Here is a 13,656-nt window from a genome sequence, read left to right as displayed (position 1 = left end):
GCCGCACGCGGCGGCCCTAATCCTTATGGTGTGACCGAGATCACATGCCGGTTGTAAAACTGCAAAATATCGCCCTCTTGCAGGGTCAATCCGCCATCCACATTTGCACTGATATAGGCCTTTGCAGGCCAATCAATTGATCCGCTGGCGGTGCGGCCTTCGATGTTTGGCAAGACGAACGCGTCGAACGCATCAAGCCTGTTGCCCGCCGCCGAAAGCGCACCCGCCTCATGGCCATAAACAAAACTGCCCACAGCTGTGGCACCCGTCAAACCCAGCTTGCTGGTGGCGGGAAAGGCCACCAGATCATCCGTCTGGCCCGCATAATCCGCTGGGCTGACAACCGTTCCGTTTTCCACCGTCAGGGTCTCGATCACCGTCGCCGCTGTTTCGCCTTCCCAGCGCACAAAAGGCAACATGCCGGCATAGAACCATTCCACATCAAAACTGGCGGCCGTGACAGCGACCTGCACGGTGTGGTGGATCGCACCGGCAGTGATCGCGCGGCTGGTCTGGCAAGTCGCCAGCGGACCGCTGCCGCCACCTTGCCATGTCGAGGTCTCGACCATCGCGATCCGGCGCCCCACGCTCAGGCCGTTGCCCGTGGTCGCAGGCACCCAGGGCACACCATCAAGTGTGATCGACCGTGCATCCAGCGTATCACGGCCATGGGTCTGTCCACCCACTTCCACGACACTGTCACCGACATCAAGACGCGCGGCATATTCGCGCTCGGACGCATAATCGATGATGGCAAAGCTCGGATAGGTCGGGCGGCTGTCCACCCGCCAATCCAGCGCCCCGTCCGAGGCGATCCCGCTCATGTGGGTCGGACCCGCTGTGCCGCTGACACCATTGGCACGGGCGGCATAATACATACCACCAAATTGCACTTCGTCTCCCATCGCATAGGCCGTGTCCGGCGTCCAAAGCGGCGGCAGGATATGCGGATCAGTCAAGGCGCCCGTAATGGCTACCGCCTCAACCATAATAGCCCCGCCACCGGGTGTCGCGGCACCACCAAAACTCAGGGTGACAGTGTGTTCGCCCGTCAGGCCACTCGCCACCTTGATCGACTGGCGACGGGTCAGATCGGTCGCGGCATAGCTCGAAAAGGCCTTGAAGCCCAAACCGGCAGGATCGGCGATTTCATTCACGAGGGTCTGCGCGCCGTCAATCTCGACTTTGACATAGCCGCCACTGGTCCGGCCGGTATAGTTGATCCACATGTCATAGGGCGCGTCCCTGCCCACCTGCACGGTGGCACTGGCACCGGTTGACCCGGTACTGATCGCGCGATTGCCGGTATAGCTGGCCGCGAACCCCGACCCCGAGGTCTGCAATTGCGACCAACTGCCCGCCAGGGTCATGCGGCCCACAGGATAGACATTGCGCAGCTCAACCAGTTGCGTTTCACGCCATGACATCCGCATCGTGGGGTCTGTCTGGTCCAGACGCAGACGGGCGGCATGGTGTGGCCCCACTTCGGTCCAGATGGTCAGACCATCCTCAAAGCCCGGCGCAAGGGCAACAGACCGGCCCCCGCCATGGGCAAAGAACGCAGCCAGCGGCTGCGGTGCGGGCACATGGCCCGACCCCGCACTTGGCGAAAGCTCTACACCAATCATGCTCAGTACCACGCCACCAGTTGCGCGGTGGTCCCCGAGGCCAGCACCCGTAAAGGACGGATCGACAACACAACGCCCGCCGCAAGATCGTAGGTGACAACTTCTCCGGCGGCATCCTGCAACGCGGCCGTCCCTGCGGAATTGACGTAAAGCGCGCGCGGCCGCACCGGCAAGTCGGATAGATCAGAGGGCGCGACGACATAATGCGCGACAGCAGGCGAGGTCAGATTCACGTAATCGGTGTCAAAGGGATCAGGCATTCTCGGTCTCCAGTTAGGAATGAACCTCAATGCTTACGGACCTATCCTTACCAACCGCCTTGACCGGCGCACGTTGCGGCGTGCAACACCCCGGCACCTGAAATTAACGCCCTTTGCATCCTGCAATCACACAAAGCGTGCGCCACGCGATCCACAGATCAAACCGCAGGCTTGCATGCGCGATATAGTAATGGTCAGCCGCAACCTTGCGCCTGATCCCCTTCAGACCGTCCACGTAACCGATCTCGGTTTGTGCCAGACCACTGATCCCCGGCATGACCTTATGACGCGCGGCATAGCCGGGCACCTGTTGTTGATAGGCGAGCGCGTGATCAAAAAGGTCGGGACGCGGGCCAATCAGGCTCATCTCTTTGCGCAAGACATTCAGGATTTGCGGCAGTTCATCAATCCGGCACTTGCGCATCAGTGCCCCGAGCTTGGAAATGCGATCTTCTTCCAGTCGGTCGAAAGCACCCCGCGTATGCGTCACCACATGGCGCATGGAGCGGAACTTATACGCCATGAACGGCTGACCGGCATATCCCATGCGCAACTGCCGGTGCATCAAGGACCCGCGATTGAACACTGGATTCAGCACCAGCAATCCCGCTGCAATCAGCCCCAAAACCGGCAACAACAACAAGGACACCGCGATATCAAATACCCGTTTGGACAGGCGCAACTGGCGGGATGGCAAGTGCGCGTCGTCAATGACAGGCCGGGTGGCCAGGTCCAGAATATCGTCCTGAAAATCAAACATGGCAGACCGCACTCTCATAAAACCCGAAAGACACGACGCAAAACGTCTTTCGCTGTCAACTTTCACGAAGAAGGTTAAAGAGTGATTAAGGTGAAATTTGGCCCCAAAAATGGTCCCCAGTGCAGGTCAGCCCGACCTGTACAAATGGCGATCCGAGAAGGACTCGAACCCTCAACCTGCTGATTAGAAGTCAGCTGCTCTATCCAGTTGAGCTATCGGACCGCACGCTTGGCGGTATCGCGCGTCTTGGAGGGCTTTGGCAAGCCCCAAGAGGTGCTAATGCGTCCAGGCCCCACGGCGGTTGGTCGCAAAATTCTCGCCATATCCACCAGGGCGGATATTCGCTTTGCGCGGCTTGGGTTCACGCACAACCGCGTCGATGCCATGTTCGCGCGCATACTCCAGCGCCGCCTCTTTGCTATCGAATTCCAGCTTGACCTGCGCCTGCGTATCCGAAGACGAGGTCCAGCCCATCAGCGGATCAACCTCACGCGCCGTTTCGGCCACATGTTCCAGAACCCAATGCTTGGTCTTGGCCGTGCCCGAGGACATGGCTGTCTTTGCTGGCTTATAGATTCGTGCGCGCATCGCGGTCTCCCTTGGCTGGCACCTATATGTGCAAACTGGCGTGGTGACGCAAGCATTTGCCGCAGGACACACCAAAATCTTCCAAGATTTTGGCCCAGAATTTTTGAAAATTCTGGCGAGTTATGCCCACTCACCACCCCGCATCACCGGCACACGCGCGCCTGTCTTGGTAATCCCGTCAATATCCACCGCATCCGACCCCATCATCCAGTCAACGTGGATAATGCTCTGGTTCCCGCCCTTCTGCTTCAATTCTTCCGGCGACAACTCCGATCCACCTTCGATTGTATCGGCATAGCACTGGCCCAGCGCGATATGGCAGGACGCGTTCTCATCGAAAAGCGTGTTGTAAAACAACGTACCTGACTGGCTGATCGGGCTGGAATGCGGCACGAGGGCCACCTCACCGATCCGGCTCGCGCCATCATCGGTCTTGAGCAACGCTTTCAACACATCTTCGCCCTTGCTGGCGGTCGCTTCGACAATCCGACCCGCCTCGAAGCGCACGGCGATATCCTCGATGACAGACCCCTGATGCGCCAGCGGCTTGGTCGCGGCCACGGTGCCATCGACCTTATAGGCATGCGGGCAGGTAAAGACCTCTTCGGTGGGAATGTTCGGCTGACAGGTCACACCATTGAGCGCAGGCGAAGCCCCGCCTTTCCAGATATGGCCATCGGCCAGGCCCAGCATCAGATCCGTGCCGGGCCCGGTATAATGCAGCGCCGAGAAATTCTGTTCATTCAGCCAGTTCACCCGCTCTTTCAGGGTGGCGGTATGTGCGGCCCAATTCGCAACCGGATCATCCCCTTCAAGACGGGACGCGGCATAGATCGCATCCATCAACTTGCGCTGCGCCTCTTCCACCGGCAGATCGGGAAACACCTTTGCCGCCCATGCAGCACCCGGGTAGGCCACGATATTCCAGTTCACCTCGAACCCGACAATCGGCCCCATCGCAGGTTTCGCGGCAAGCGACGTTGCCTTGCTCAGCCGTGCCACCTTGGCAGGGTCCTGACCCGCCAGAAGCATCGGGTCATCACCGGTAATCGCCATCCGCGCAGCCCCGCCTTTGAACGCAGCCGCCATTCCCTCGAAAAACCAGTTCGGGGCGCGATCAAAGCTTTCATCGGGCGCATGTTCATAGCGCGCCAAGGTGATGGCATCATCGTTGAAAAAAGGCGTCACAATCCCCGCACCCGCCTTATAGGCATGCACGGTAATGCGGCGCACCAGATCAAGCGCGGCCATGGGTGCCGTAATCACCAGATCCTGCCCCGGTTGCAGGTTCACGCCTGTGCGCACCGCCACTTCGGCAAGACGGTCAAGTTTGACGGGATCAATATAGTCGGACATGGGGCACCTCGTTTGTTCGCGCTGACACTATTGCGTGACGCGCCAAGGTCAACCAACTGTGCATGAGGTCAAAGCCTTAAAAGATCCGCTGCGCTGCACGGCGCACTTCAAAACCGCCGCCTTCAAGATTGGTGCAGGTCACACCCGAAAGCTCTGACTGGCAGGTAATACCGTCGAGGATGGCAGTGCTGCCGTAAGGCAGGACGTCACGCACCTGCTGCGTCAGAACTTCATCAGTCACACAGACCAATTGGCCACGACCCGTCTGACCGACACCAAAGGTTGTCCCCCAGTCACCATCACAGGACGCCGGACGATTGGTATAGCTCTGCACGTCCACACCAAGGTTGCATTGCACAGCCAAGGGTGCACCGCGGGTCATGTCACAGCGAATATTTCCGGAAGGCGACTGGAAAGCAATATCAGCATCAGCCGCGCCAATGCTGCCGCAAGCAGCAAGCACAAGCGCAAGGACGTTTCGGCGCGCGGGGAATGACAAAACCATACTCTTCACAAGTGCAGACCTAACATGATCCTCGGCTTAGTCAAAACTCACACTATTGCGACCGGAAAACGGTAACCGGACGGGAAACACTGCAACCGGGATTATCGCATCTGGAGCAGCAGCGATGCGTGGACGGCGCCGTAAACGCTGACTCTCCTGACACATCCTGTCAGGAGCCACCCTTGAACCCCACCCCAAACACATCAACTATAGGCGTAACTCCAAAGGACCGATCCCAATGGCCTACGCCCAGACCGACAAACGCGAGATTGACCAGTTCCTCGCCAACCCCGCCCCTGACGTCAAAACCCGCGAAAAGCTGGAAGGCGGCAAGCAATTCGTGCTGAAAACCGAGTTTGAACCGGCAGGCGACCAGCCCACCGCGATTGCCGAACTCAGCGCCGGTATCCTGGCTGGTGAACGCGACCAGGTGCTCTTGGGCGCGACCGGTACGGGCAAAACCTTCACCATGGCCAAAATGATCGAGCAGACCCAGCGCCCTGCGATCATCCTTGCGCCCAACAAGACCCTCGCAGCGCAGCTCTATGGCGAATTCAAAGGCTTCTTTCCCGACAACGCCGTCGAGTATTTCGTGTCCTACTACGACTACTACCAGCCCGAGGCTTATGTCGCCCGCTCGGACACCTACATCGAGAAAGAAAGTCAGATCAACGAACAGATCGACCGGATGCGCCACTCGGCCACCCGCGCGCTGCTGGAACGCGACGATGTGATCATCGTGGCCTCGGTCTCCTGCATCTACGGTATCGGGTCGGTCGAAACCTATGGCGCCATGACGCAGGATATCCACGCGGGCAACGATTATGACCAGCGCCAGATCATCGCCGACCTGATCGCGCAACAATACCGCCGCAACGATGCCGCCTTCCAGCGCGGCACCTTCCGCGTGCGGGGCGATAGCTTGGAAATCTGGCCCGCCCACCTGGATGACCGTGCTTGGAAACTGTCATTCTTTGGCGAAGAACTGGAATCCATCACCGAATTCGACCCGCTGACGGGCGAGAAAACGGGCAGCTTCGACAAGGTGCGTATCTACGCCAATTCGCACTATGTGACGCCGAAACCCACAATGCAGCAGGCCATCATCGGGATCAAAAAGGAACTCCGGATGCGGCTCGATCAACTGGTCGCTGACGGCAAACTGCTCGAAGCGCAGCGGCTGGAACAACGCACCAACTTTGATCTCGAAATGCTCGAGGCGACAGGAGTTTGCAACGGCATCGAAAACTACTCGCGCTACCTGACAGGCCGTGCACCGGGTGAGCCACCCCCCACGCTGTTCGAATTCATCCCCGACAACGCCATCGTCTTTGCCGACGAAAGCCACGTGTCGGTCCCGCAGATCGGCGGCATGTACAAAGGCGACTACCGGCGCAAATTTACGCTGGCCGAACACGGGTTCCGCCTGCCCTCCTGCATGGATAACCGGCCCCTGAAATTCGAGGAATGGGACGCCATGCGCCCGCAATCGGTCTTCGTCTCGGCCACCCCGGCGGCGTGGGAGCTGGAACAAACAGGCGGCGTCTTCACCGAACAGATCATCCGACCCACCGGACTGATTGATCCGCAAATCGAAATCCGCCCTGTCGATATGCAGGTTGACGACCTGCTTGACGAGGTCCGCAAAGTCGCCGCCGACGGCTACCGCACATTGGTCACGACCCTGACCAAACGCATGGCCGAGGACCTGACCGAATACATGCACGAACAGGGCATCCGCGTGCGCTATATGCACTCGGATATCGACACGATCGAGCGCATCGAAATCCTCCGCGACCTGCGGCTGGGGGCCTTCGACGTGCTGATCGGGATCAACCTGCTGCGCGAGGGGCTGGATATCCCCGAATGTGGTCTGGTGGCGATCTTGGATGCGGACAAAGAAGGCTTCCTGCGTTCTGAGACGTCCCTTGTCCAAACCATCGGCCGCGCCGCGCGCAACGCCGAAGGCCGCGTGATCATGTACGCCGACCGGATCACCGGTTCGATGGAACGCGCGATGAAGGAAACCGAACGCCGCCGCGCCAAACAACTCGCCTATAACGCCGAACACGGCATCACGCCGATGACGGTCAAAAAGAACGTCGAGGATATTCTGGCGGGCCTCTACAAAGGCGACGTCGACATGAACCGCGTCACCGCGAAGGTCGACAAGCCAATGGCGGGCGCGAATTTGCAGGCAGTGCTCGACGGTCTGCGCGCGGACATGCGCAAAGCCGCCGAAAACCTCGAATTCGAAGAGGCCGCGCGCCTGCGCGACGAGGTCAAACGGCTGGAAACCGTGGAACTCACGATCTCGGATGACCCGCTGGCACGGCAACAGGCCGTTGACCGCGCAGTCGACGACGCGCAGAAAGCGTCAGGCCGGAGTACTGGCGGACGTGGCGGCATGCGCGGCGGGAAGAGCAGGTATGGGGGGAAGCGGTGAGGGTTGCCGCAACACTATGTCTACCTCAAAGAAACATCATTACGTCCCACAAGCAATTTTGCGAAACTTTACCGTTTCTGGTAATGCGACGTATTACTTGAGTATACACTCAAAGCCCAATTCTACTGATCTAAGAAATATAGGCAGCATATTCTATCGACGTCACTACAACAGTGCGACACTCGAGGATGGAAGCAAAAACGATAGTGTTGAGAAGTTCTTTGCCTACGAATTTGACAACTTTATTCCAGAGTGGACAGAAGCGTTCAAGCAAACCCTAGAGACTGGCCAATTACGCTTCGGCTCTTCTGATAGCCGAAAGCGTTTTGTCCAATTCTTTTACAACCATATGAAACGCTCGCCAGACTTCATCGAACCCATAGTGAGCAGCGTTGCGCCTGAAGTCTTCAATGAGCAAACTGTTGAAAACTATGAAAGAGACTATGGCCCAATGACCGACCATGAACGGTCATTGTTCCGGGACCCAAAATGGCAAGAAAGGGTGATCGGAAACAGCCGCGTAATGAACTTTGGTCAGCAGACTGACGGAATTCTTAATCGATTAGTCGGATTAGATATTTGCGTGGCTACACCGGCGTCAGAAAACAAGCAGTTCATAATAGCAAGCAATCCAGTCGTTCGTTTCGAAAACCACGTTTTACAGGCACTTGGGACGGAAGGGGTCGAACTATGGACCACTTTTACACCAAGAATTGCAGTAGGGTTTGTGAAGAGCCAACTACCGTTAGGCCTGCTCACCATCAACAACGATGAAGTCCGGAAGTTCAACACGTCAGCGGCCAAGCAGAGTTCAGCGATTGCTTCCAGCTCCAAGCCCCTTTTGGAATCTCTTGCGAAATTCCTAGGCAGTCGGTTGAACTGAGTGGGCTACGCTTGAGATAGAAACCGTAGGGTGGGTGAAACCCACGCGCCGCAACCCCGTGGTTTTCACCAACCCTACCCCCGCGCAGTCCCGGACTTGATCCGGGACCTCAACGCCCCCCAAACCGCAGCGCCCCCCAAACCTTAACACCCCATTCACACATCCCACCGCACGCGGCCTTAACCCGCCCGGACCGTACACCGTGTACATACGCATTGTGTACGGGTTGTGTACGCATTGCATACGCCCCCATCCCCCGCAAAACCCCGCATTAACACGCGAGTCCCCACGTCACCGCCGCAATCGCCCACACCCCCCACCGCGCGTTGCGTCACTGCGGCCTTGCCCCCCGCCCCGCGCCGCCTACATCCTCCTCATGCGCACAGTTCTCGCCTTCCTCCTCCTCGCCTCACCCGCCGCCGCGTGGGAGTTTTCGGCCTCCCCGATCTGCACCCTGACGGACACGCAAGCAGCAGGCGAAATCACCGTCACCTACGACCCCGCAATCACCGAATATGCGGTCACCGTGACCCTGCCCCAAGGGCGCTGGTCCGGCGATCCGGTCTTCGGCATGGCCTTCGCCAATGACCGTCCGATCAGCATCCAGACTGACCGCCATAGCGTCAGCCCAGATGGCCGAAGCATCACCGTCAAGGACCGTGGATTTGGCAATGTTCTCGACGGGTTAGAGTTCAACGCACGCGCCTACGCCATTCTGGGTGACACAACCGTCGGCTTTGATCTGGACGGGATCGGCCCCGCCATGACCGCCTTTCGCAACTGCCCCGCCGCCAACCTTGCGTGATGACCGACCCGATCAACCCGACCGACGATAGCGCCCGCGCACTGGCCCAGAACCTGCTGCAAAACATCCGCTTCGCAGCCCTCGCCGTGACCCACCCCGACAGTGGCGTACCCTATGTCGCCCGCGTTGCGATGCTCTGGCACGATGGCGCGCTTCTGACGCTAGTCTCGACACTGTCACTGCATACAAAGGCGCTTGCCAAAAACTCGGCCTGTGCTGCGCTGATCGGTGAGCCGGGTGATAAGGGTGACCCCCTCACACATCCGCGCATGACACTGATGTGCACGGCACAGGAGGTTGATAAATCCGCCTACAAAGCAACGTGGCTGGCAGCCATCCCAAAGGCACAATTATACTATGATTTCAGCGACTTCAGGATGTATGCACTGGCGGTGTCCGAGGCGCATCTCAACGGCGGTTTCGGCAAGGCGTTCACCCTAAGCGCGGACGACCTGGGGGTTTAGTTTCCCGCGCCAGACAATCGTGCCGTCTCGCCATGTGCCGTCAAGCAGAACACCCCTCTTCGCGGCATGCGGAAACTGGACCCGCCAGTCGCGGTATTTGTCATTGCTCACAACGCGCAAGCCATGCTTTGTGGCCTTTGACAGGATCGACACATCCGCTATGATGCCTTTGTCTACGACGTCGATATGCTCTTGCGGGATACCCAAAAGCGGGGCCAGTTTGGCCTCGTCATAATAGTGATCGTCAAGCACATAGCCGACGCTGGCATCGAAAAACACAATCGGCGTATAGCCTGCGCGTTCAAGGCTGCGCAGCACTTGGGCGAGAACTTTGACAGAGGGTTCCGGCCCCCAATGCATCACGTTGGACCCGTCCACGAGGATCGCATTCTGAGGGACCGGAATTTCAGCTGGTGGAGGCGTGACCGCTGCTTTGCGCGGTCGCGCAGGTGCAGGCCTTCTGCGTTTGCGTTTGGGGAGAAACCGCAAAAAGAGCAGCAAGAACATGGCCGCAATACTGATAAGCTCTACCAGGTCCAGATCTTGCATGTTCGGCCCTTGCGCATAGAAAAAGGCGAAGGTTCCGCAACCCTCGCCTGTCTCTATCACCTAAAGGTTGTGGGCAATCAACCCTTGCCCTTCCACGGCACCAGCCATTTTTCGGCCTGCCGCATCAGCATATCAATGCTGAACCCGATGATGCCGATCAGGATAATCCCCATCAAAACAATGTCCGTGCTCTGGAATTTTGAGGCCACCATGATCATCATGCCTGCCCCCTTTTCCGCTGCGACCAGTTCTGCCGCCACAACCGTGCCCCAGCAGACACCCATCGCAACGCGCGCACCTGTAAAGATTTCAGGCAAAGAGTTCGGTATGATCACATAGCGCATGATTTGCCACTTTGATGCGCCCAGCGAATAGGCCGCATGGACCTTGGATATCCGCACACCAGACACACCAGACCGCGCCGCGATCGCCATGATCCAGAGCGCCGCAAGAAACAGCAGGATAATCTTGCCCACTTCCCCGATCCCCGCCCAGATAATCACAAGCGGGATCAATGCAAGCGGTGGCACAGGGCGCATGAATTCGACAATCGGGTCAAACCAGCCGCGGAACCAGTTCGACAGACCCATCGCATAACCCAGAGGAATCCCCACCAGCGCACCCAGCAAGAAACCGACGATCACACGGAAAAGCGAATAGCCCAGATGTTCGGCCAAGGTCGAGTTTCGATAGCCGACCGTAGCAATATCGCCCAGCCTGCTCCAGACCGCTTCGGGCGATGGCAGCCAGATGGGTTCCATCTGCATGCCCGTGGCGGGAATGATGTTCAGCGTTCCTTTGTCCGACATTGCCACGCGGCCAAAACTGACATCAACACTGCCGCCCGGCGCAATCGCTTGGCCATCCACAGCGGTGATGAACGTCTCTTCATCACGGCCCATTTCGTCGTTACTGTCGACCCGCAGCAATTCGCTGCGATAGACAGGAATGGCAATTGCGTCGTTCTTGGCGATCCCGTCACCCGGGGCAACCTCAGGTGCTGCAACATCTTCACCTGTTGGGTGCACAACAACGCTGACCGTGGCTGTGTCGCTATCCCCTGCGGGCGTCGTGATCGTATATTCAAACGATCCCTCCCCCTGAAACGGGCCCGGTGCGTGCATGAACCCTGGCAAGAGCTTCGAGCCGGTGAATGCGCCCCACAAAACAAAGATCAGCACGATCGAAACAACAGAAGCTACCGTGTTTGACGTGACCGCGCTTTCATCACCAAAGGTGACAGTCTTGAGCGAACTGTAGTCATGTTTGGGCGTCAGCAACCGTTTTACGCCGTTCCAGATCACCATCATCAACAGGATGATCAGGATATAGCCGATGATATAGGGGGCCGCAGCAAAGAGCGTTGTCAGAACCGCCCAGAATTCGCCCCAAAGGTCTCCTAGCAATGCCATTATGCGTCCTCCGTCCGGCCCATGATTTCTTCTTCCATGTCCCAGATCATTCCCAGAATTTCCTCACGGGTTTCTCCAAATTTGGGATGTTTCTTGACTTCGCGCAGGTCCTGGCCCACGCCCATCTCGGCAAAGGGCAGACGGTATTCGGTATGAATACGGCCCGGACGCGGCGCCATGACAATCAGGCGTTCGCCCAGCAAAAGCGCCTCTTCCACCGAGTGTGTGATCAGAATGATCGTTTTGCCGGTCTCTTTCCACAGCTTCAGAACCAGACCCTGCATCTTTTCGCGCGTCAGCGCATCAAGTGCGCCCAGCGGTTCGTCCATCAAGATCACATCAGGTTCATTGGCAAGGCAACGCGCCAGCGCAACACGCTGCTGCATCCCCCCCGAAAGCTCATAGACCGCTTTTTCCTTGAAATCCTGCAAGCCCACAACATCAAGCAGATGATCGACAATCTTCGCTTTCTCCGCCTTGGGCATACCTTTCATCGACGGACCAAAGCCCACGTTCTCACGCACGCTCATCCACTCAAAAAGCGCGCCCTGCTGGAACACCATGCCACGCTCGGCAGCAGGGCCGGTGACCTTGTGACCATTCAGCGTGATCGTGCCCGCAGTCGGGGCCAGAAAGCCCGCGACGATATTCAGCAGTGTCGTCTTACCGCAGCCCGAAGGCCCCAGAACCGACAGCAACTCACCCGCCTTGAGATCAAGAGAGACGTCCTTGAGTGCTTGCACCGATGACCCATTCGGTAGATCGAACCGCATGGAGAGTTTGTCTATTTGAAGTCCTGACATGTTCTGCCCCCAATCATTTTCAAAGCGGCGGACCCTTTTGTCGCGCCGGTCTGAAAATGATTGGGCCGGTGCGCGCAAGCACCGGCCCAATACATGATTACATGTCAGCTGCCGCTTGCAGCGGGCCTGTGTTCACGGCACCCTCATAGCTGCTCAGCGCGCTCGGGATCGAACCGGCATCCACAAAGACCTGTGCGACACCCTGCATGAAACCCGCCGCATTGCCGCCCAGCCAACTCTGGCTCAGCTGCTCCTCGATCGTCGGGAAGGTAAAGGTCGCCATAAAGTCACGCGCCGCCTGTTCGTCCATGCCGCTGTCCTGTGCGATCACAGGAAGCATTTCGTCGACCATCGTACCGGCGTTCCAGTCCGCGTTCGCCTGTGCTGTCACAGCCAGAAACTTTGCCACCAGATCGGAGTTTTCCGCAACGAAAGACGCCGGCGCCGATGTCACGTCAAAAACAAGGATGCCCAACTCGGTCTTTTCATCGCCGGTCAGCAAAACATTCCCGTATTCCATCGCCGTGCGGAGCGAACCGCCGAAACCGCACATCATATCAACGGAACCCTGCGCCAATGCTGCGGCCCCCTCTGGCGGCGCCATGTCGACAACATCAAGGGTGGCAACATCAACCCCGAAATGGTCCATCTGTCTGAGGAAGCCATAATGCGCGGCCGTTCCAAGTGGCACAGCAACCTTCTTGCCTTCCAGTTCGCCCGCTGAATCCTTGTCGATCTCAAGGATGCTGGCAACAACGCAGTTGTCATTGTCGGCATAGCTCACGGCAACATCCAGCACTTGCAGATCCTGCCCCGCGCTTGCTGCGATCACGAAGGGGGGCACACCCTGGCTGACCGAGATCTGCACGTCGCCTGATGCCATGGCGGCGGACATGGCGGTGCCGGTGTCAAAGCTGACCCAGTTGACCGTAACGCCCATCTCTTCATCGTAGGTGCCGTTTACCTTGGCGTACTGGAATGGCATCGGCCATTCGAGAAAATAACCAACAGTAATTTCACCGTGTCCGGCCGCAAAGGCCTGCGTGGCACCCGTCAAGAGTGCGACACTGGCAGCAGCGCCCATAAGTGTTTTCTTCATTGTCATTTCAGTCTCCCGTGTTGCGACCCTTGGCTCAAGGATCATCGTTTGGCAGTTTTCCCGCCTTAAGTTAGCTGACCATGAAAAGACATCTGTTC

The 13,656-nt window shown here is 58.1% G+C and carries 14 protein-coding genes and 1 tRNA gene; 4 read left to right on the top strand and 11 right to left on the bottom strand.

The features are described 5' to 3' along the window. Positions 1 to 23 precede the first annotated feature (23 nt). The 7 genes from SJY29_RS02335 to SJY29_RS02305 all read right to left on the bottom strand — a co-directional run bounded on the left by SJY29_RS02335 (position 24) and on the right by SJY29_RS02305 (position 5,097). The gene (locus SJY29_RS02335) at positions 24 to 1,628 is read right to left on the bottom strand and encodes a hypothetical protein (protein ID WP_400086324.1); all 1,605 of its coding nucleotides are present in this window, start codon (positions 1,626 to 1,628) and stop codon (positions 24 to 26) included. Positions 1,629 to 1,630: 2 nt separating this feature from the next. Continuing rightward, the gene (locus tag SJY29_RS02330) at positions 1,631 to 1,888 is read right to left on the bottom strand and encodes a hypothetical protein (RefSeq protein ID WP_400086321.1); all 258 of its coding nucleotides are present in this window, start codon (positions 1,886 to 1,888) and stop codon (positions 1,631 to 1,633) included. Positions 1,889 to 1,991: 103 nt separating this feature from the next. Then, a complete protein-coding gene (locus SJY29_RS02325) occupies positions 1,992 to 2,648 on the bottom strand; it encodes a sugar transferase (protein ID WP_400086318.1) in 657 nt (218 codons plus the stop codon). 145 nt (positions 2,649 to 2,793) lie between these two features. Further along, positions 2,794 to 2,870 (bottom strand) — tRNA-Arg (locus SJY29_RS02320). A gap of 54 nt (positions 2,871 to 2,924) precedes the next feature. Beyond that, complete coding sequence (locus SJY29_RS02315; RefSeq protein WP_055294137.1) at positions 2,925 to 3,236, bottom strand: ETC complex I subunit; 312 nt, start codon at positions 3,234 to 3,236, stop codon at positions 2,925 to 2,927. A gap of 120 nt (positions 3,237 to 3,356) precedes the next feature. Continuing rightward, complete coding sequence (locus SJY29_RS02310) at positions 3,357 to 4,592, bottom strand: aminopeptidase (protein ID WP_400086316.1); 1,236 nt, start codon at positions 4,590 to 4,592, stop codon at positions 3,357 to 3,359. Between the two features lie 76 nt (positions 4,593 to 4,668). After that, the gene (locus SJY29_RS02305) at positions 4,669 to 5,097 is read right to left on the bottom strand and encodes a DUF6636 domain-containing protein (protein WP_400088814.1); all 429 of its coding nucleotides are present in this window, start codon (positions 5,095 to 5,097) and stop codon (positions 4,669 to 4,671) included. 238 nt (positions 5,098 to 5,335) lie between these two features. On the opposite strand from SJY29_RS02305, the gene uvrB reads away from it, so the two are divergent. The 4 genes from uvrB (at position 5,336) to SJY29_RS02285 (ending at position 9,695) form a co-directional block, all read left to right on the top strand. Next, complete coding sequence (gene uvrB / locus SJY29_RS02300; RefSeq protein ID WP_400086314.1) at positions 5,336 to 7,543, top strand: excinuclease ABC subunit UvrB; 2,208 nt, start codon at positions 5,336 to 5,338, stop codon at positions 7,541 to 7,543. Next, positions 7,527 to 8,426 carry a DUF4238 domain-containing protein gene (locus SJY29_RS02295; protein WP_400086312.1) on the top strand — a complete coding sequence of 300 codons (900 nt, stop codon included), beginning with the start codon at positions 7,527 to 7,529 and terminating at the stop codon, positions 8,424 to 8,426. The genes uvrB and SJY29_RS02295 overlap by 17 nt, the downstream gene beginning before the upstream one ends. A gap of 376 nt (positions 8,427 to 8,802) precedes the next feature. Further along, entirely contained in the window at positions 8,803 to 9,231 is a 429-nt protein-coding gene (locus SJY29_RS02290; protein WP_400086309.1) for an excinuclease ABC subunit B, read from the top strand. Then, on the top strand, positions 9,231 to 9,695 hold the full coding sequence (locus tag SJY29_RS02285; protein WP_400086306.1) for a pyridoxamine 5-phosphate oxidase: 465 nt from the start codon (positions 9,231 to 9,233) through the stop codon (positions 9,693 to 9,695). The genes SJY29_RS02290 and SJY29_RS02285 overlap by 1 nt, the downstream gene beginning before the upstream one ends. On the opposite strand, the gene SJY29_RS02280 is transcribed toward SJY29_RS02285, so the two are convergent. The 4 genes from SJY29_RS02280 to SJY29_RS02265 all read right to left on the bottom strand — a co-directional run bounded on the left by SJY29_RS02280 (position 9,669) and on the right by SJY29_RS02265 (position 13,558). After that, positions 9,669 to 10,244, bottom strand: a complete 576-nt coding sequence (locus SJY29_RS02280; protein WP_400086304.1) for a hypothetical protein — start codon at positions 10,242 to 10,244, stop codon at positions 9,669 to 9,671. The two genes, SJY29_RS02285 and SJY29_RS02280, sit on opposite strands and share 27 nt — an antisense overlap. Before the next feature lie 77 nt (positions 10,245 to 10,321). Beyond that, positions 10,322 to 11,656: an ABC transporter permease gene (locus SJY29_RS02275; RefSeq protein ID WP_110279859.1), complete on the bottom strand. Its 1,335-nt coding sequence runs from the start codon at positions 11,654 to 11,656 to the stop codon at positions 10,322 to 10,324. Then, positions 11,656 to 12,459 carry a taurine ABC transporter ATP-binding protein gene (locus SJY29_RS02270; protein ID WP_110279858.1) on the bottom strand — a complete coding sequence of 268 codons (804 nt, stop codon included), beginning with the start codon at positions 12,457 to 12,459 and terminating at the stop codon, positions 11,656 to 11,658. Before SJY29_RS02270 ends, SJY29_RS02275 begins: the two co-directional genes overlap by 1 nt. Before the next feature lie 97 nt (positions 12,460 to 12,556). Then, the gene (locus SJY29_RS02265; RefSeq protein ID WP_110279857.1) at positions 12,557 to 13,558 is read right to left on the bottom strand and encodes an ABC transporter substrate-binding protein; all 1,002 of its coding nucleotides are present in this window, start codon (positions 13,556 to 13,558) and stop codon (positions 12,557 to 12,559) included. Positions 13,559 to 13,656: the final 98 nt, after the last annotated feature.

Origin of the sequence: Yoonia sp. R78084, from assembly GCF_044595625.1 — a bacterium.
GTDB lineage: Bacteria > Pseudomonadota > Alphaproteobacteria > Rhodobacterales > Rhodobacteraceae > Yoonia.
This window is presented reverse-complemented; position numbering and strand designations above follow the sequence as displayed.

Excerpts from the sequence above, each read along its gene's own strand:
- SJY29_RS02335 (WP_400086324.1), bottom strand. The coding sequence starts at position 1,628 with ATGATTGGTGTAGAGCTTTCGCCAAGTGCGGGGTCGGGCCATGTGCCC.
- SJY29_RS02330 (WP_400086321.1), bottom strand. The coding sequence starts at position 1,888 with ATGCCTGATCCCTTTGACACCGATTACGTGAATCTGACCTCGCCTGCT.
- SJY29_RS02325 (WP_400086318.1), bottom strand. The coding sequence starts at position 2,648 with ATGTTTGATTTTCAGGACGATATTCTGGACCTGGCCACCCGGCCTGTC.
- SJY29_RS02315 (WP_055294137.1), bottom strand. The coding sequence starts at position 3,236 with ATGCGCGCACGAATCTATAAGCCAGCAAAGACAGCCATGTCCTCGGGC.
- SJY29_RS02310 (WP_400086316.1), bottom strand. The coding sequence starts at position 4,592 with ATGTCCGACTATATTGATCCCGTCAAACTTGACCGTCTTGCCGAAGTG.
- SJY29_RS02305 (WP_400088814.1), bottom strand. The coding sequence starts at position 5,097 with ATGGTTTTGTCATTCCCCGCGCGCCGAAACGTCCTTGCGCTTGTGCTT.
- uvrB (WP_400086314.1), top strand. The coding sequence starts at position 5,336 with ATGGCCTACGCCCAGACCGACAAACGCGAGATTGACCAGTTCCTCGCC.
- SJY29_RS02295 (WP_400086312.1), top strand. The coding sequence starts at position 7,527 with ATGGGGGGAAGCGGTGAGGGTTGCCGCAACACTATGTCTACCTCAAAG.
- SJY29_RS02290 (WP_400086309.1), top strand. The coding sequence starts at position 8,803 with ATGCGCACAGTTCTCGCCTTCCTCCTCCTCGCCTCACCCGCCGCCGCG.
- SJY29_RS02285 (WP_400086306.1), top strand. The coding sequence starts at position 9,231 with ATGACCGACCCGATCAACCCGACCGACGATAGCGCCCGCGCACTGGCC.
- SJY29_RS02280 (WP_400086304.1), bottom strand. The coding sequence starts at position 10,244 with ATGCAAGATCTGGACCTGGTAGAGCTTATCAGTATTGCGGCCATGTTC.
- SJY29_RS02275 (WP_110279859.1), bottom strand. The coding sequence starts at position 11,656 with ATGGCATTGCTAGGAGACCTTTGGGGCGAATTCTGGGCGGTTCTGACA.
- SJY29_RS02270 (WP_110279858.1), bottom strand. The coding sequence starts at position 12,459 with ATGTCAGGACTTCAAATAGACAAACTCTCCATGCGGTTCGATCTACCG.
- SJY29_RS02265 (WP_110279857.1), bottom strand. The coding sequence starts at position 13,558 with ATGAAGAAAACACTTATGGGCGCTGCTGCCAGTGTCGCACTCTTGACG.